At 69.1% G+C, this 17612-nt stretch carries 14 protein-coding genes; 12 read left to right on the top strand and 2 right to left on the bottom strand.

Going from position 1 to position 17612, the window contains the following annotated elements; translation table 11 throughout:
• Window positions 1–48 precede the first annotated feature (48 nt).
• The 3 genes from K6T84_RS17865 to K6T84_RS17855 are packed head-to-tail and all read left to right on the top strand — an operon-like array spanning window position 49 to window position 2415.
• Window positions 49–816 (top strand): lysophospholipid acyltransferase family protein, encoded by a 768-nt coding sequence (locus K6T84_RS17865; protein ID WP_224863554.1) that lies wholly within the window; start codon window positions 49–51, stop codon window positions 814–816.
• 7 nt (window positions 817–823) lie between these two features.
• On the top strand, window positions 824–1579 hold the full coding sequence (locus K6T84_RS17860) for a lysophospholipid acyltransferase family protein (protein ID WP_224863552.1): 756 nt from the start codon (window positions 824–826) through the stop codon (window positions 1577–1579).
• Window positions 1579–2415 (top strand): HAD family hydrolase, encoded by an 837-nt coding sequence (locus K6T84_RS17855; protein WP_224863550.1) that lies wholly within the window; start codon window positions 1579–1581, stop codon window positions 2413–2415. The genes K6T84_RS17860 and K6T84_RS17855 overlap by 1 nt, the downstream gene beginning before the upstream one ends.
• On the opposite strand, the gene K6T84_RS17850 is transcribed toward K6T84_RS17855, so the two are convergent.
• Together K6T84_RS17850 and K6T84_RS17845 are read right to left on the bottom strand one after the other, a co-directional pair.
• On the bottom strand, window positions 2412–4121 hold the full coding sequence (locus K6T84_RS17850) for an N-acetylmuramoyl-L-alanine amidase (protein ID WP_225400933.1): 1710 nt from the start codon (window positions 4119–4121) through the stop codon (window positions 2412–2414). The genes K6T84_RS17855 and K6T84_RS17850 overlap by 4 nt on opposite strands.
• Before the next feature lie 148 nt (window positions 4122–4269).
• Complete coding sequence (locus tag K6T84_RS17845) at window positions 4270–5163, bottom strand: hypothetical protein (protein WP_224863546.1); 894 nt, start codon at window positions 5161–5163, stop codon at window positions 4270–4272.
• Between the two features lie 331 nt (window positions 5164–5494).
• On the opposite strand from K6T84_RS17845, the gene glf reads away from it, so the two are divergent.
• The 9 genes from glf (at window position 5495) to fadD32 (ending at window position 17605) form a co-directional block, all read left to right on the top strand.
• Window positions 5495–6685 (top strand): UDP-galactopyranose mutase, encoded by a 1191-nt coding sequence (gene glf, locus K6T84_RS17840; RefSeq protein ID WP_224863544.1) that lies wholly within the window; start codon window positions 5495–5497, stop codon window positions 6683–6685.
• Window positions 6682–8559 (top strand): glycosyltransferase, encoded by a 1878-nt coding sequence (locus K6T84_RS17835; RefSeq protein WP_224863541.1) that lies wholly within the window; start codon window positions 6682–6684, stop codon window positions 8557–8559. The genes glf and K6T84_RS17835 overlap by 4 nt, the downstream gene beginning before the upstream one ends.
• Before the next feature lie 4 nt (window positions 8560–8563).
• Complete coding sequence (locus K6T84_RS17830; RefSeq protein ID WP_225402082.1) at window positions 8564–9106, top strand: phosphatase PAP2 family protein; 543 nt, start codon at window positions 8564–8566, stop codon at window positions 9104–9106.
• A complete protein-coding gene (locus K6T84_RS17825; protein WP_224863539.1) occupies window positions 9099–10004 on the top strand; it encodes a decaprenyl-phosphate phosphoribosyltransferase in 906 nt (301 codons plus the stop codon). The genes K6T84_RS17830 and K6T84_RS17825 overlap by 8 nt, the downstream gene beginning before the upstream one ends.
• Window positions 9982–12009, top strand: coding sequence for a terminal beta-(1->2)-arabinofuranosyltransferase (gene aftB / locus K6T84_RS17820; RefSeq protein ID WP_408066137.1), 2028 nt, complete (start codon window positions 9982–9984; stop codon window positions 12007–12009). Before K6T84_RS17825 ends, aftB begins: the two co-directional genes overlap by 23 nt.
• 224 nt (window positions 12010–12233) lie before the next feature.
• Entirely contained in the window at window positions 12234–13229 is a 996-nt protein-coding gene (locus K6T84_RS17815; RefSeq protein WP_408066136.1) for an esterase family protein, read from the top strand.
• 178 nt (window positions 13230–13407) lie between these two features.
• Window positions 13408–14301, top strand: a complete 894-nt coding sequence (locus K6T84_RS17810) for an esterase family protein (RefSeq protein ID WP_224863536.1) — start codon at window positions 13408–13410, stop codon at window positions 14299–14301.
• 103 nt (window positions 14302–14404) lie between these two features.
• Entirely contained in the window at window positions 14405–15466 is a 1062-nt protein-coding gene (gene culp6, locus K6T84_RS17805; protein ID WP_456341108.1) for a carboxylesterase Culp6, read from the top strand.
• 228 nt (window positions 15467–15694) lie between these two features.
• On the top strand, window positions 15695–17605 hold the full coding sequence (gene fadD32 / locus K6T84_RS17800) for a long-chain-fatty-acid--AMP ligase FadD32 (protein WP_225400932.1): 1911 nt from the start codon (window positions 15695–15697) through the stop codon (window positions 17603–17605).
• Window positions 17606–17612 lie beyond the last annotated feature (7 nt).

Below are 17612 nucleotides of genomic sequence, written 5' to 3'. Positions count from 1 at the left end.
CGAGCTTAACGGCGGTAGAGCCGGGCGGATCGCCTAGGCTGGACCCCTGTGGAGCTCTGGTACGGAAGTGTCGCGACGGCTGCCCGCACGCTTTGGCGCTTCGAGGGGCTCAAGATCACCGTCGTCGGCGCCGAGAACGTGCCCGCCACCGGCGGTGCGGTGATCGCGATCAACCACACCGGCTACCTCGACTTCACGTTCGCCGGGATGGCCAGTTACCTGGGCAAGCCGCGTCGCCGGGTGCGCTTCCTGGTCAAGCAGGAGACGTTCGACAACAAGTTCACCGGCCCGGTCATGCGCGGCTGCAAGCACATCGCGGTGGACCGCGGGCAGGGCGGCGACGCCTACACCTCCGCCGTGGAGTACCTCAAGGCCGGCGAGTTGGTCGGCGTCTACCCGGAGGCCACCATCAGCCGCAGTTTCGAGCTGCGGGAGTTCAAGAGCGGTGCGGCCCGGATGGCCATCGACGCGCAGGTGCCGATCATCCCGCACATCGTGTGGGGCGCCCAGCGACTCTGGACCAAGGACCACCCCAGGCGGCTGGGCCGCAGCAAGATCCCGATCTCGGTGACCATTGGCGAGCCGATTCCGCCGACGCTGCCGGTCGAGGATCTGCGTGCGCTGCTGCAGACCCGGATGCAGCATCTGCTCGAGCAGACGCAGGACGCCTATCCCGAGCACCCGGCCGGGGAGTTCTGGGTGCCCCACCGGCTCGGCGGGGGCGCGCCGACACCGGCGGAGGCACTCGAGCTCGACGCCGCCGAGGCCGCACGCAAGGCGGAGGCGCGGGCCGCCCGCCGTCACGCCTCGGAGTAGCGCTGGCATGGCCGAACCCTTCTTCCGCATGCTGGAGATCGTGGTGCCGCGGGTGGTGAACGCCAACGGGCCGCACCTGACCATCGAGGGCCTGGAGAACATTCCCGAACACGGCGGCGCGGTGCTGGCGCTGAACCACACCAGCTACCTGGACTGGTACCCCGGCTCCATCGCTGCTTTGCGGCGGGGACGCCGGCTGCGGTTCATGATCAAGGCCGAGATGACCCGGGTGCCGGTGGTCAGCTACGTCATCAGGCACGTCAAGCTGATCCCGGTGGACCGCTCCGCCGGGTCCGGCGCCTACGACGTGGCGGTGCGCAAGCTGCGCGACGGGGAGCTGGTCGGCCTGCACCCGGAGGCCACCATCAGCCGCAGCTTCGAGTTGCGCGAGTTCAAGACCGGTGCGGTGCGGATGGCCGCCGCCGCCGGGGTGCCGATCATTCCCGTCATCGTCTGGGGCATCCACCGGGTGTGGACCAAAGATCATCCGAAGCACCTGTGGCGCAACCACATTCCGGTGCTCGCCAAGATCGGCACGCCGATAACCCCGTCCGGCGACATCGAGGCCACCACCGCCGAGCTGCGCGACACCATGGTCGCCATGCTGGAGCAGGCGCAGCTGCAGTACCCGCACCCGTCCGGCGCGTACTGGGTGCCGCGGCGCTTGGGCGGCAGCGCACCCACGATGGCCGAGGCGCTGCGGATGCGCGAGGCCGAACTGGCCGAACGGGACCGCAAACGGCTGAAGCGGGGCAAGCGCTGATGGGCGGCGTCGCATCGCCGGCGGTGATCGCCAGCGACGTCGACGGCACCCTGCTCGACGACACCGAGACCATCACCGCGCGGACCCGGGCGGCGGTGGCTGCGGCCGTTGATTCCGGCTCCCGGTTCATTTTGGCCACCGGGCGCCCGCCGCGCTGGATCGCCCCGGTGGTCGACGCCCTGGGCTTCGCCCCGATGGCGGTGTGCGCCAACGGGGCGGTGCTCTATGACCCCGACACCGACCGGGTGATCTCGGCGCGCACACTGTCGGCCGACCAGCTGATGAAGCTGGCCGAGGTGGTCGGCCGCGTGATGCCGGGAGCGGGTCTGGCGGTGGAACGGATCGGCGAGCGGGCCCACGACGCGGCGACCCCGCAGTTCGTCAGCTCACCGGGCTACGAACACGCCTGGCTCAACCCGGACAACACCGAGGTGTCGGTGGCCGATCTGCTGTCGGAGCCGGCGATCAAACTGCTGATCCGCAAGGCGGGTGCGGCCAGCGCCGACATGGCCGCGGAGTTGACCGCCCACATCGGCGACGCCGCCGAGCTCACCTATTCCACCAACAACGGCCTGATCGAGGTGGTTCCGGCGGGTATCACCAAGGCCACCGGCATCGAGGAATTGATCACGCCCTGGGGCATCGGCGCCGGCGACGTGGTGGCGTTCGGCGACATGCCCAACGACCTGCCGATGCTGCGGCGGGCCGGGCACGGTGTGGCGATGGGCAATGCTCACCCGCAGGTGCTGGCCGCCGCCGACGAGATCACCGCGCCCAACACCGACGACGGTCTGGCGCGGGTGCTGGAGCGCCTCTTCCTCAACCGAGGTGGCTAGCCCACTCCGAACGGGTCGACTACCCGGGTGAAGCGCTCCAACTGCACCGGCGGGCCCTCCGGCGGGGGCGGCGGCAGCACTTCGGCGTTGCCGTCGACCACCCGGGTGACGGTGGCGGTGGCCCGGTTGTAGTTCAGCGTGCCGTGCTGGAAGTTCTGGCCGGCCCACTCCGGTTCGTTCAGCTCGGCACTGGTGGGCAGTCCCAGCACGCCGCGCTCGTAACCCAGTGACGCCCAGGCGTCGTAGATCGCTCCGGTGACGGGTTGGGCGCCGGTCTCCGGCGACCAGTACACCGCGCCGTGCTCGAAGTTCGCGTACTTGGTGCCGCCCTCGCCGATGGCCTCCATCGTGGTGGGCGCGCCGAGCGGGCTGTCCATGCCGCCCATCTCCATCCAACGGGTGTGGATGGCGCCGCCTTCCATGATCCGAGCGAGGTCCTCGGGCCCGGGCGGGTCGCCGAACCGGGCGGCGATCTCCCGGATCTCGTTGAGCGAGGCGTAGCCCTGGCTGCCGGGGCATTCGGTCTCGTCGACGTCGCGGTGGCCGATGATCGCCGGCAGCGTCAGCTCGGCGCCGCGGGCGAAGGGGGTGAAGGAACCGCCGGCGGACACCAACTGCGCCGTGCCGCGCGGGTCGGTGTGATCAAGCCCCAGCCGCCAGCCCAGCAGCCGGCCGACGGTCTCGAGTTGGATCGCCGGGGGTGGGGCGTCTTCGAAGGTGCCGATCATCGACACCCCCCAGGTGTTGCTGTTGAAGCCGCCGGCGTGGCTGCCCATGATGCCCTTGGTCACGCCGCCGGCCCTGCCCTCGAACACCTGGCCGTACTTGTCCACCAGTGCGTTGTAGCCGATGTCGCACCAGCCCAGAGTCCGGGTGTGATACGCGTAGATGGCCCGGATGATGTCCGCCGAATCCTCCGGCGCGTAGTTGTTGGAGCCGGCGGTGTGATGCACCACCGCGGCGTGCACGGCGCCGCTCTCCACCGGCTTGCCGCACCGGAATGCGGTGCCTGCGCCCCAGTGGCTGCGCGGAATGATGTTGGGCGGCTGCCCCGGGCCCAGCACCGCGCGCGGCAGGGTCCAATGGGCGTCGACCGGGGCTTTGGGCGGGGTGATCAGCACCGCGGAGACGTTTTGGGCGAACGGCTGCGCGGCGGTGGCCGGGACGTAGCCGAGGTCGGGTTTGGTCTGGGACTGTTGGGCCTTTTCGGCCTTCTCCGCCTTCCCGGACTTCGGGGGCTTCGGGGACTGGGGGGCCTTGCCTTTGCCGTCTCTGTCCTTGGTGGTGACCGCGATCTGCACCGCGGTGGTCCGTCCGACGAACACCGGCTCGGTCCCATCCGGCCCGGGGGCGGGCGCGTCGACCGCGTCGCCGGCGGCTTGGGGTTCCTGCTTGACCTCGTGCGCGGTGGAGTACCAGGGCCCCCACGACCCGTCGTCCTGTTTGGCGCGAATCCGTGCCGAGGTGCCGCGCAGGTCGGCGCCGGTGAGTGCGACCATGCTGAACGGTTCGTCCTGGGTGATCTCGCGGACGGTGACGCCGGGTTCGAGGTCCAGCGGCTGCTGACTGAGTTTGGTGGCGGCCGCGCTCGGGGTCGCCGGTTCGGGTTTGGGCCCTGATCCGTAGCCCAGCGCCCACGGCAGGATCAGCACGGTCGCGACGGTGGCGGTCAGCTTGATCGTCGGTGGGGGGCGACGGGTTGGCACGTGCTGATGTTACGTATGTGTCAAGAGATGCCAGTGATGCGACACGCAACTAAAGGGACGCAAGGGGTCAACGGCACCGCAGAGTCCCACGCTGCCCGCCTGATGCGGACTGACTCTGCGGTGCCGTTTGGAAACAGGCTCCTCTGGGTTACGGCAGCGGCGGTGCGGGCACGGCCGCGGCGGCCGGCGCCGCGCCCTGTGCGGCCTGCGCGATGGACGGGATCACCACACCCTTGAGCAAATCGATGGCCTGTCCGGCGCCCAGCTGGTTGGCGGCGCTCATCAGGTCGCTGACGAGCCCACCGCTGCCGCTGCTCTCCGGCATACCCAGCGAGGGGTCACCGAGGATCGGGTAGGTGCCGTCCAGGCCCGGGTCCAGTCCCACCGGAGAGGTGAGCGGCAGGTCGCCGGCACCCAGCCCCAGGCCGGTGTCCGGGCTGGTCAGACCGGGGCTGGTCAGGGGGCTGGTCAATCCCGGGTTGGTGAGGCCGGGGCTGGTCAGGCCCGGGTTGGTCAGCGACGGCGTGGTGAGCCCGGGCGTGGTCAGGCCCGACGTCGTCGACACCCCGGGCGTACCCAGAGGTGGGGTGGACAACGACGGGTCCGCCAGACCCGGCGTGGTCAGGCCGGGCGAGGTCAGACCGGGCGAGGTCAGACCCGGAGAGGTCAGACCGGGCGAGGTCAGACCCGGAGAGGTCAGGCCGGGGTAGGTGCTCGGCGAGGCCAGGCCGGGGGTGGCCAGCGACGGGTCGCCCAGGCCCGGGTAGGTGCCCGGCGAGGTCAGCGGCATCGAGCTGGAGCCGCCGAAGCCCGGCACCGGCGGCAGGTTCACCCCGAACTGGGACAACCCCTGCGAAAGAGCCGAGATCAGCTCACCCGGCAGGTCGGCCACCGAAGCGGCGGCGACGAAGTCTTGGTGCTGCGGCGCGCTGTTGCGGGCGGCCAGCTCGGATACTGCGATCACAGCAAACGGACTTGCGACTGCCAGGGCGGCGACTGCGCTCATGGTGGTCGAGAGCCTGCGTCGACGTCGGTTCGGCACGGAAGTCTCCTCAATGTGTTTTGCCGTCGTACCCCGGTTGTCCGGGGCCTTCGGGCGCTTACTGCACTTGCATTGGACTTACAAAAACGACGGTACGCGTGTGACTGGTGTGAATAGAGTGACGAGATTGAATCGTGAGGAAACCGCGACCAATCGTTTTTCTGGCCGCCCTGGCCCGGTGATCACCGCGAGCCGGAATCTGACGACGCGACACGCCGCCGGAGCGTCGTGAGATTCAGGCTGGGCGCCCAGCGGGCCCAAAAGGGAGGTCTGGCGATGTCGCGGGGCGCCGACGATGCTCCTCGGCGCTGGTCCGATACCCTAGGCGCCGATGACTTCTCGTTTTGACCTCTACGTTGTCGGCTCTGGATTCTTCGGCCTGACCATTGCCGAGCGCGCGGCCACGCAGCTCGGCAAGCGTGTCCTCGTCGTCGAGAAGCGCCCGCACATCGGCGGCAACGCCTACTCCGAGGCCGAGCCGCAGACCGGGATCGAGGTCCACAAGTACGGCGCGCACCTGTTCCATACCTCTAATAAGCGGGTCTGGGACTACGTGCGGCAGTTCACCGACTTCACCGGCTACCAGCACCGGGTCTTCGCCATGCACGACGGCCAGGCCTACCAGTTCCCGATGGGCCTGGGCCTGGTCTCGCAGTTCTTCGGCCGCTACTTCACCCCCGATGAGGCTCGCGCGCTGATCAAGGAGCAGGCGGCCGAGATCGAGACCGCTGAGGCGGCGAACCTGGAAGAGAAGGCCATCAGCCTGATCGGGCGCCCGCTCTATGAGGCCTTCGTCAAGGACTACACCGCCAAGCAGTGGCAGACCGACCCCAAGCAGCTGCCCGCGGCCAACATCGCCCGGCTGCCGGTGCGCTACAACTTCGACAACCGCTACTTCAACGACACCTACGAGGGTCTGCCGGTCGACGGCTACACCGCGTGGCTGCAGAACATGGCCGCCGACGAGCGCATCGAGGTGCGCCTGGACACCGACTGGTTCGACGTCCGCGACGAACTGCGTGCCGAAAGCCCCGACGCGCCGGTGGTGTACACCGGCCCGCTGGACCGCTACTTCGACTACGCCGAGGGCCGGCTGGGCTGGCGCACCCTGGACTTCGAGCTGGAGGTGCTGGGCACCGGCGACTTTCAGGGCACCCCGGTGATGAACTACAACGACGCCGACGTGCCCTACACCCGTATCCACGAATTCCGGCACTTCCACCCCGAACGCGAGTACCCGGCCGACAAGACGGTGATCATGCGGGAGTACTCGCGTTTCGCCGACGACTCCGACGAGCCCTACTATCCGATCAACACCGAGTCCGACCGGGCGCTGCTGGCGGCCTACCGGGCCCGCGCCAAAGCCGAGACCGAGTCGGCGAAGGTGCTCTTCGGCGGCCGGCTGGGCACCTATCAATATCTGGACATGCACATGGCCATCGCCAGTGCGCTGAACATGTACGACAACACCCTGGCGCCGCATCTGGCCGACGGGGTGCCGCTGGGAGAGAGTAAGGCATGAACGAGGGTTCCATTGCGGTGAGCCGGCTTTCGCGGATCATCCTGCCGCGCCACGGTGAGCCGCTGGACGTCCGCAAGCTCTACATCGAAGAGTCCGACACCAACAGCCGCCGGGCGCACCCGTTGTCGCGCACCAGCCTGGAGATCGGCGAAGAGTCCGAGGTGTCGTTCGCGACGTACTTCAACGCCTTCCCGGCCTCCTACTGGCGGCGCTGGTCGACACTCGAGTCGGTGGTGCTGCACCTGGAACTGACCGGGTCCGGCCGGGTGGACGTCTACCGCTCGAAGGCCACCGGTGCGCGTATCGCGGTGGACGGCAAGTCTTTTGACGGGTCCAAGACACCCACGGTAGTCGAGTTCGAGGTCGGCTTGCAGCCGTTCGAGGACGGTGGGTGGATCTGGTTCGACATCACCACCGACTCGTGCGTGACCGTGCGCCACGGCGGCTGGTATGCACCGGTCGAGGCGCCGGGGCGCGCCGACATCGCCGTGGGCATCCCGACTTTCAACCGGCCCGACGACTGCGTCAATGCGTTGGCGGCCTTGACCTCAGACGCCGATGTGGACGCGGTGATCAGCGCGGTGATCGTCCCGGACCAGGGCACCCGCAAGGTGTGCGACCACCCGGACTTCGCCGAGGCCGCCGCCGCACTGGGCGATCGCCTGTCGATCTACAACCAGCCGAACCTCGGCGGCTCCGGCGGATACAGCCGGGTGATGTATGAGGCGCTGAAAAACACCGGCTGCGAACAGATCCTGTTCATGGACGACGACATCCGCATCGAACCGGACTCGATCCTGCGGGCGCTCGCCCTGAACCGGTTCGCCAAGACGCCGACGCTGATCGGCGGTCACATGCTGAACCTGCAGGAGCCGTCGCACCTGCACATCATGGGCGAGGTCGTCGACCCCGGGGTGTTCATGTGGACCAACGCCCCGCACACCGAGTACGACCACAACTTCGCCACCGACCCGCTGGCCGAGAGCCCGGATCTGCACCGGCGCATCGACGTCGACTTCAACGGCTGGTGGATGTGCATGATCCCGCGCGCGGTCGCCGAGGAGATCGGCCAGCCGATCCCGTCGTTCATCAAGTGGGACGACGCCGAGTACGGCATCCGGGCCGGTGAGCACGGCTACCCGACCGTCACCCTGCCGGGGGCGGCGATCTGGCACATGGCCTGGAGCGACAAGGACGACGCGATCGACTGGCAGGCCTACTTCCACCTGCGCAACCGGTTGATCGTGGCGGCGCTGCACTGGGACGGCAACATCGCCGGCCTGATCCGCAGCCACCTCAAGGCCACCCTGAAACACCTTGCCTGCCTTGAGTATTCGACCGTGGCGGTGCAGAACAAGGCGCTGGACGACTTCATGGCCGGCCCGGAGCACATCTTCTCGATCCTGGAGTCGGCGCTGCCGGACATCCACGCGCTGCGCAAGACCTACCCGGACGCCGTGGTGCTGCCGGCCGCCAGCGAGCTGCCGAAACCGTCGCGACGTGGCAGAGCGATGCGCCCGCCGGTGCAACCGCTGACCATCGGCTACCGGCTGGCCCGCGGCATCGCGCACAACCTCAAAGCCACTGCACCGCAGCATCATCGGCGTCCGCAGCTCAACGTTCCCACCCAGGACGCCCGGTGGTTCCTGCTGTGCACCCAGGACGGCGTCACCGTCACCACCGCCGACGGCCGCGGGGTGGTCTACCGGCAGCGTGACCGGGAGAAGATGTTCTCGCTGCTGCGCGAATCCCTGCGCCGCCAATACCAATTGGCTCGGCGTTTCGACGAGCTGCGCCGCACCTACCGTAAGGCGCTGCCGACGCTGTCGAGCAAGCAGCAGTGGGAGACCGTGTTGTTGGGCCACGATGACTGAGCCGGTGGTGGGCCCGCCGCACGGCGAGGACGCCGTGCTGGTCGGGGTGCAGTCGGCGCTGACCGGCCGCACCGGAGTGCTGACCACCGCGCGCACCATGTCGCACTTCGGCGAGCACAGCCTGGGCTGGCTGGCGCTCTCGGCGGCCGGGGCACTGGCCCAACCGCGCCGGCGCCGGGCCTGGCTGGCCGCCGGTGCGGGGGCGTTCGCCGCGCACGCCGCCGCGGTCGTCATCAAGCGCGTCGCCAAACGCCAGCGGCCGCATCACCCGGCGATCGCGGTCAACGTTGCCACCCCGAGCCGGCTGAGCTTCCCGTCGGCGCATGCCACCTCCACCACGGCCGCGGCGATCCTGCTGGGGCGCGCACTCGGGCTGCCCGGGGGACTGCTGCCGGCACTGCTGGTGCCGCCGATGGCGTTGTCACGCTTGGTGCTCGGGGTGCATTACCCCAGCGACGTGGCCGCCGGCGTCGCGGTCGGCGCGAGCGTCGCAGCCCTGACCAGCCGCGTGGCCGGACTGGAAAAAACGGGAGCATCAGATGACTGAGAAGCAGCCCGGCCCGCCGGCGAACCTGGCCGCCGGGATCGTCAAGGCGATGCGGCCCCGCCAGTGGGTGAAGAACGTCTTGGTGCTGGCCGCACCGCTGGCCGCACTCGGCGGTGACGTGCACTTCGACTACGCCGACGTCGGCAAGAAGGTGCTGGTCGCGTTCGTGGTGTTCAGCCTGGCGGCGTCGTCGATCTACCTGGTCAACGACGCCCGCGACGTCGAAGCCGACCGGGCGCATCCCACCAAGCGGTACCGGCCGATCGCCGCCGGGGTGGTGCCGGCGACGCTGGCCTACGTCCTGGCCGCGGTCCTGGCGGCGGTGGCGCTGGGCATCTCCTGGTGGCAGTCCCCGAACCTGGCGCTGGTGATCGGGGTCTACCTCGTCATGCAGCTGGCATACTGCTTCGGCCTCAAACACCAAGCGGTGCTGGACATCTGCGTCGTCTCCTCGGCGTACCTGCTGCGCGCGATCGCCGGCGGTGTGGCCGCCGACATCTATCTGTCACAGTGGTTCCTGCTGGTGATGGCGTTCGGGTCGCTGTTCATGGTGGCCGGCAAGCGCTACGCCGAGAAGCAGCTGGCCGAACGCACCGGAGCCAAGATCCGCAGATCGCTGGAGAACTACACCAGCACCTACCTGCGCTTCGTCTGGACGCTGGCGGCCACCGCCGCGGTGGTCTGTTACTCGCTGTACGCGTTCGAGCGCGACAACGGCTCCGGCTCCTGGTACGCGGTCTCGATCATCCCGATTCTCGTCGGGATCCTGCGGTTCGCGGTCGACGTCGACGGCGGTAACGCCGGCGAAGCCGAAGACATCCTTCGCCACGACAAGGTGCTGCAACTGTCCGCGCTGGCCTGGATCGGAACCATCGGTGCGGCCGTCGCCTTCGGCTAGCGCGGCCCGCGGGGCCGCGGCAGGCAGAGCACCGGACCGTCGGGTACGGCCGCTGGGCTGGCCCGCGGTCTCCTACAGCCCGTCGGTGCGGCTGAGCTCGTGGGCCGGCGTGGCGGTGGTGCTGCTGATGTTCGGCATCGGCGCGTGGCGACGACGCTGGATCTCCGACGACGGGCTGATCGTGCTGCGCACCGTGCGCAACATGCTGGCCGGCAACGGGCCGGTGTTCAACGCCGGCGAACGGGTGGAGGCCAACACCTCCACCGCCTGGACGTACCTGATGTACGTCGGCAGCTGGCTGGCCGGCCCGATGCGCCTGGAATATGTAGCCCTGGTGTTCGCGCTGGTGTTCAGCCTGGCCGGGGTGGCGCTGCTGATGTTGGGCACGACGCGGCTGTACGCGCCCGGACTGCAGGGCCGCCGCGCACTGCTGCTGCCGGCCGGCGCGCTGGTCTACATCGCGCTGCCGCCGGCACGGGACTTCGCCACCTCCGGCCTGGAGGCCGGTCTGGTGCTGGCCTATCTGGGCCTGCTGTGGTGGATGCTGGTCTGCTGGGCGCAGGCACTGCGGATGCCCAGGTCGCGGGCTCGCGGGCCCTGGTTCGCCGGGTGTCTGGCGTTCGTGGCCGGCGCCAGCGTGCTGGTCCGGCCCGAGCTGGCGCTGATCGGCGGCGGCGCGCTGGTGATGCAGCTGATCGCGGCGCCGAAGAACTGGCGGGCCCGCACCCTGATCCTGGTGGCCGGCGGCGCGCTGCCGGTGGCCTACCAGATCTTCCGGATGGGCTACTACGCACTGCTGGTTCCGGGTACCGCGCTGGCCAAGGACGCCGCCGGCGACAAGTGGTCGCAGGGCATGATCTACCTGCGCAACTTCAACTCCCCCTACGCCCTGTGGGTGCCGGCGGTGCTGCTGGTGGCATTGGGCGGGGTGCTGTGGGTGGGCGCCGCGGTGCGTCACCGGACCCGCAATCCGGTGCCCCGGGGCGTAGGCGGCTGGGCCCGGCTGGTGCGCAGCCCGGCGGCGGTGGCCTTCTTCTTCGTGTTCAGCGGTTTCCTGCAGGGGGCCTACTGGGTGCGCCAGGGCGGTGACTTCATGCACGGCCGGGTGCTGCTGGCGCCGCTGTTCTGCATGCTGGCGCCGGTGGCCGTCATCCCGGTGCTGTTGCCCGACGGTGTGCGCTACCGACGCGAGGCGGGCGTGCTGCTCAGCGGCGCGGCCGCCGTCGTCTGGGTGGCGGTGGCCGGCTGGGCGCTGTGGGCGGCCAACTCGCCCGGCATGGGGTATGACGGCACCCGGGTCACCTACTCCGGGATCGTCGACGAGCGTCGGTTCTATTCGCAGGCGGTCGGCAACGCGCACCCGATGACCGCGGCGGACTATCTGGGCTATCCGCGGATGCGTGCGGTGCTGACCACCATCGCGGCCACCCCGGACGGCGCGCTGCTGCTGCCGTCGGGCAACTACGACCAGTGGGACGTCGTCCCGGTCATCCTGCCGCCGCCCCCGGGCGTCGGCGTCGCAGAAGACCCGGCGCGGGGCGACAGCGGACCGCACACCGTGTTCTTCACCAACCTGGGCATGCTGGGCATGAACACCGGCCTGGACGTCCGGCTGCTGGACCAGATCGGGTTGGCCAACCCCATCGCGGCGCACACCGGACGACTGGAGCATGGTCGGATCGGCCACGACAAGGACCTGTTCCGCGACTTCGTGGTGGCCGACGGCCCGTGGGTCAAGTGGTACCCGATCATTCCCGGCTATCTGGACCAGGACTGGATCGCCCAGGCCGAGGCGGCGCTGCGCTGCCCCGACACCGCGGCGGTGTTGGGTTCGGTGCGTGCCCCGATGGGCCCGCGCCGGTTCCTGTCCAACGTGCTGCACTCGGCGAGCTACACCCGCTACCGGATCGAGCGGGTGCCGCGCGATGAACTGCTGCGCTGCGGGCTGGCCGTGCCCGAGCCGACTCGCCCCCCCTACACCGGGATGCCGCCCGAGCTTCCCTGACGCGGAGTCCGCGCGGGGCGAAAATGTGACCGACGTCATGTCCGCGCAAAATGCCTTGTCAGGCCGTCTCCGCGGCCGGCTGGCCGAGCCTGAACGGGTTTGGTGGCGAGCATCTGTGGTTGACTACTTCCGCACTGTCGCGTTCGCGCGGGCAGATCGAGCCCGAATCGGGCCACGTTATTTCAAGACTATTGAGGCCGGATACGGCGACGATACGAATGAGGATGCCAAGGATGAAGTTGCTTGACAGGTTGTTGGTTGCTGCCGCCGGCGCGACCGTACTCGCGGGCCTGGTCGGTTTCGTGGGTGGTACGCCCGAGGCGGAGGCCTTCTCGCGGCCGGGTCTGCCGGTCGAGTACCTGCAGGTGCCGTCCGCGGGTATGGGTCGCGACATCAAGGTGCAGTTCCAGAGCGGTGGCCAGGGTTCGCCCGGTCTGTACCTGCTCGACGGCATGCGCGCCCAGGACGACTTCAACGGCTGGGACATCAACACCCCGGCGTTCGAGTGGTACCTGAACTCGGGCATCTCGGTGATCATGCCGGTCGGTGGCCAGTCCAGCTTCTACAGCGACTGGTACAAGCCGGCTTGCGGCAAGGCGGGCTGCTCCACCTACAAGTGGGAGACCTTCCTGACCAGTGAGCTGCCGGCCTACCTGGCCTCGGAGTACGGCGTGAGCCAGAGCAGCAACGCCGCGGTCGGCCTGTCGATGGCCGGCTCGTCGGCGATGACGCTGGCGATCTACCACCCGAACATGTTCACCTACGCGGGCTCGCTGTCGGGTTACCTGAACCCGTCCACCGGCAAGGGCTGGATCGGCCTGTCGATGGGCGACGCCGGCGGCTACAAGAAGAACGACATGTGGGGCGAAGACAGCGACCCGGCGTGGCTGCGCAACGACCCGACGGTCAACGTGGACAAGCTGGTGGCCAACAACACCCGGCTGTGGGTCTTCTGCGGCAACGGCAAGGCCAACGAGCTCGGCGGCGACAACATCCCGGCCGTGTTCCTGGAGCAGAACTTCATGATCGGTGCGAACAAGAAGTTCCAGGAGCTCTACACCGCTGCCGGCGGCAGCAACGCGGTCTTCAACTTCCCGGAGTACGGAACTCACTCCTGGGAGTACTGGGGTCAGCAGTTGCAGGCCATGAAGCCGGACCTGCAGGCTCACCTGGGTGCGACCCCGGGTGGCGGCGCCAGCAGCTCGGACTCGGGCGAGTAGCCACAAGCGCAAACGCAACGCCGACGGCGGTGACCTCCGGGTCGCCGCCGTCGGTCGTTTCCGTCCCGGCCCGCCACCGGCGTGTGGTTGACTACCGGGGGTGAATCGGGGCGCGCGGACGGCGGCAAGTCTCCAAGAAGCAGGTCCCCGGAAATCTCTTCCGACGAACGAGGTGGGCATGATCGGACTGTCGAAGTTGATGCGGACGCTGGGCGTGGCCGTGCTGACACTGGGACTGTGGGGCGGCGGCGCGATGGTCGCCACCGGCGCGCAGGCCGCGCAGTTCGAGAACCTGATGGTGCCGTCGGCATCGATGGGCCGCGACATCCCGGTCGCGTTCCTCAACCAGGGTCCGCATGCCGTCTACCTGCTCGACGCGTTCGACGCCCACCCCGACCTGAGCAACTGGGTGACCGCGGGAAACGCGATGAGCACGCTGGCCGGCAAGGGCGTCTCGGTGGTGGCTCCCGCCGGTGGGGCCTACAGCATGTACACCAACTGGGAGCGTGACGGCAGCAAGCAGTGGGACACCTTCCTTTCTGCCGAGCTGCCGGACTGGCTGGCTGCCAACCGGGGCCTGGCTCCCGGCGGCCACGCGGTGGTCGGTGCGGCCCAGGGCGGTTACGGCGCGATGGCGCTGGCCACCTTCCACCCGGACCGGTTCGGATTCGCCGGATCGATGTCGGGCTTCCTCGGGCCGGCCAACACCACCGAGAGCGGTGTGATCAGCGCCGGCCTGGAGAACTTCGGCGGCGTGGACCCCTACGGCATGTGGGGTGCGCCGCAGCTGGGCCGGTGGAAGTGGCACGACCCGACGGTGCACGCCACCCTTTTGGCGCAGAACAACACCCGGGTGTGGGTCTACAACCCGACCGGCGGCGCCTCCAACCCGGCCGCGATGATCGGCGACCCGTCCGAGGCGACCGGCAGCGGCCGCTACTTCAACATGCAGTACCGCCAGGTGCGCGGGCACAACGGACACTTCGACTTCTCGCCCGGTGACAACGGGTGGGGCTCGTGGGCCTCGCAGCTGGGAGCGATGTCCGGCGACATCGTCGGCGCGATTAGGTAAAACCCCCATCGACTCTGCGCTCACCAGACAAAAGTGCGAGTAGGCACCCTGGTACGCGCAGAGTCGATGCCATGTGTCGCTGATCTGTACCGTGATAAGCGCTATGGCCAACAAGAAGACACCGAAATCGCCGCGCAAGTCTCCCCGCAAAACGCCGCGTAGAACAAAGCGTGACCGCCGCCGCCTGCTGGCGTGGATCGCCGCCGGGGCGATGGCGCTGGTGGTGGCCCTGGTGATCGTGGCGGTGGTGATCTGGATTCGCCAGCCCGATCGGCCGCCCGTCGCCGAGCCGCCGACCGGGGTGCCGCCCACCAGCTCGACGCAGCCGCACACCAAGAAGCCGCGACCGGCCTCGCAGGACGCGTCCTGCCCGGACGTGCAGTTGGTGTCGGTGCCGGGCACCTGGGAGACGTCGCCGACGGATGATCCGCTCAACCCCACCCAGTTCCCGATCGCGCTGCTGCTCACGGTCACCCGCGGAATCGCCGAACAGTTCGACGCGGCCCGGGTGCAGACCTACACCGTCGCCTACACCGCGCAGTTCCACAATCCGCTCTCGGCCGACAAGCAGATGAACTACGACGACAGTCGCGCCGAGGGCAAGCGTGCCACCGTCAAGGCGATGACCGAGATGAACGAGCGCTGCCCGCTGACCAGCTACGTGCTGATCGGCTTCTCCCAGGGCGCGGTGATCGCCGGCGACGTGGCCAGCGATATCGGCAACTGGCGCGGCCCGGTCGACGAGGACCTGGTGCTGGGCGTGACGCTGATCGCCGACGGCCGCCGCCAGGACGGGGTGGGCGTCGACGTGCCGCCCAGCCCGCCGGGGCAGGGCGCCGAGGTGACGCTGCATGAGCTGCCGATCCTGTCCGGGATGGGGCTGACCATGACCGGCCCTCGAGAGGGCGGTTTCGGCGACCTCGACAAGCGCACCAACGAGATCTGCGCGCGCGGCGACCTGATCTGCGCCGCCCCGCAAGAGGCGTTCAGCATCGGGAAACTGCCCGCCACCCTGGAGACGCTGGCCGGTGGCGCGGCCCAGCCGGTGCACGCGCTGTACGGCACCACCCAGGTCTGGGACCAGGACGGGCTGTCGGCCACCCAGTGGACGCTCAACTGGGCGCGTGACCTCGTCGACAACGCACCGCGTCCGCCACACGGCTAGAAGGCTTAAGAGACCGGAGACGGCCGTCACACGCGGTACCGTTTGATTTGGCATGAGCCCCCTGGGCCTCTAACATTAAGAACAATTTAAGAGCTGACGGCCGACGGGCCGATGGGCAGCAACGCGCGTGGGGGTTCGCCGCGGGGTATCCGAATCCCGCTACCATCTTCGGCGTGGCCAGGTGCGCCCGGCAGCTGATGAGACGTTTGTTCGCGACAGGAGTTTTGCATGGTCCCGGCAGCCCAGGCCGCATACCGTAATCCCTTCGTCAAGGACGGCAAGATCCGGTTCCCGGACAACGCCAACCTGGTGCGCACCGTCGAGCGCTGGTCGGCGCTGCGCGGTGAGCGGGTGGCCTACCGGTTCCTGGACTTCTCCACCGAGCGCGACGGCGTCGCCCGCGACATCTCCTGGGCCGACTTCGGTGCCCGCAACCGCGCCGTCGGCGCCCGCCTGCAGCAGGTCACCCAGCCCGGCGACCGGGTGGCGATCCTGTGCGGGCAGAACCTGGACTACCTGGTCTCGTTCTTCGGCACGCTGTACTCCGGCCGCATAGCGGTGCCGCTGTTCGACCCGGGTGAGCCCGGCCACGTCGGCCGGCTGCACGCGGTGCTGGACGACTGCAGCCCGTCGGCGGTGCTGACCACCAGCGACTCCGCCGAGGGGGTGCGCAAATTCCTGCGCAGCCGCCCGGCCAGCGCCCGGCCCCGGGTGATCGCGGTCGACGCGGTGCCCGCCGAGGTCGGCGCCACCTGGGTGCTGCCGGAAGCCGACATGGACGCGGTCAGCTACCTGCAGTACACCTCCGGCTCCACCCGCACCCCGACCGGGGTGAAGATCACCCAGCTGAACCTGCCCACCAACGTGGTGCAGCTGCTGGACCGGCTGCAGGGCCGCGAAGGCGACCGTGCCGTCACCTGGCTACCGTTCTTCCACGACATGGGTCTGGTCACGATCACGCTGTCGAGCGTGATGGGCCAGCAGATGACGTTCATGACCCCGGCGGCCTTCGTGCGCCGGCCCTACCGGTGGATCCGGGAGATGGCCCGCAAGGAGGGCGAGACCGGCGAGTGCTTCACGGTGGCGCCGAACTTCGCCTTCGAGCACGCCGCAGTGCGTGGCCTGCCCAAGGAGGGCGACCCGCCGCTGGACCTGTCCAACGTCAAGGCGATCATGAACGGCAGCGAGCCGGTCTCGGCGGCGTCGGTGCGTAAGTTCATGGACGCGTTCGGCCCCTACGGCCTGCGGGACCGCGTCATCAAGCCGTCCTACGGCCTGGCCGAGGCCACCCTGTTCGTCTCGATGATCGAGATGGACGAGGCGCCCAAGATCGTCTACGTCGACCGCGAAGAGCTCAACAACGCCAACCGGTTCGTCGAGGTCTCCGCGGACGCCCCGAACGCGGTCAGCCAGGCCTCGGCGGGCAAGGTCGGCGTGGACCAGTGGGCGGTGATCGTCGACTACGAGACCGGCGCGGAACTGCCCGACGGCCAGATCGGCGAGATCTGGCTGCAGGGCAACAACATGGGCGTCGGCTACTGGAACCGCGACGAGGAGACCGTCGACACCTTCCAGAACGTGCTGAAGTCCCGCACCAGCCCGTCCCGGGCCGAGGGCTCCAAGGACGACGGCTACTGGGTGCGCACCGGTGACTACGGCACCTACTTCCAGGGCGACCTCTACATCACCGGCCGGGTCAAGGACCTGGTGATCGTCGACGGCCGCAACCACTACCCGCAGGACCTGGAGTACTCCGCCCAGGAGGCCAGCCGGGCCCTGCGTGCCGGGTACGTCGCGGCGTTCTCGGTGCCGGCCAACCAGCTGCCGGCCGAGGTGTTCGACAACCCGCACACCGGGCTGAAGTACGACGCCGACGACTCTTCCGAGCAGTTGGTGATCGTCGCCGAGCGGGCCGTGGGCGCGCACAAGCTGGACTACCAGCCGATCGCCGACGACATCCGGGCCGCGATCGCGGTGCGCCACGGCGTGACCGTGCGCGACGTGCTGCTGGTGTCGGCGGGCGCCGTGCCGCGTACCTCCAGCGGCAAGATCGGCCGGCGCGCCTGCCGGGCCGCCTATCTGGACGGCAGCCTGCGCGGCGGCACCACCGGCCCGAACGCCTACCCCGACCAGGAGTGATTCCATA

This window comes from Mycobacterium zoologicum, from assembly GCF_020181635.2.
Classification (GTDB): domain Bacteria; phylum Actinomycetota; class Actinomycetes; order Mycobacteriales; family Mycobacteriaceae; genus Mycobacterium; species Mycobacterium zoologicum.
Note: the sequence above shows the minus strand (reverse complement) of the source record. Positions and strands in the feature narration are given on the sequence as shown.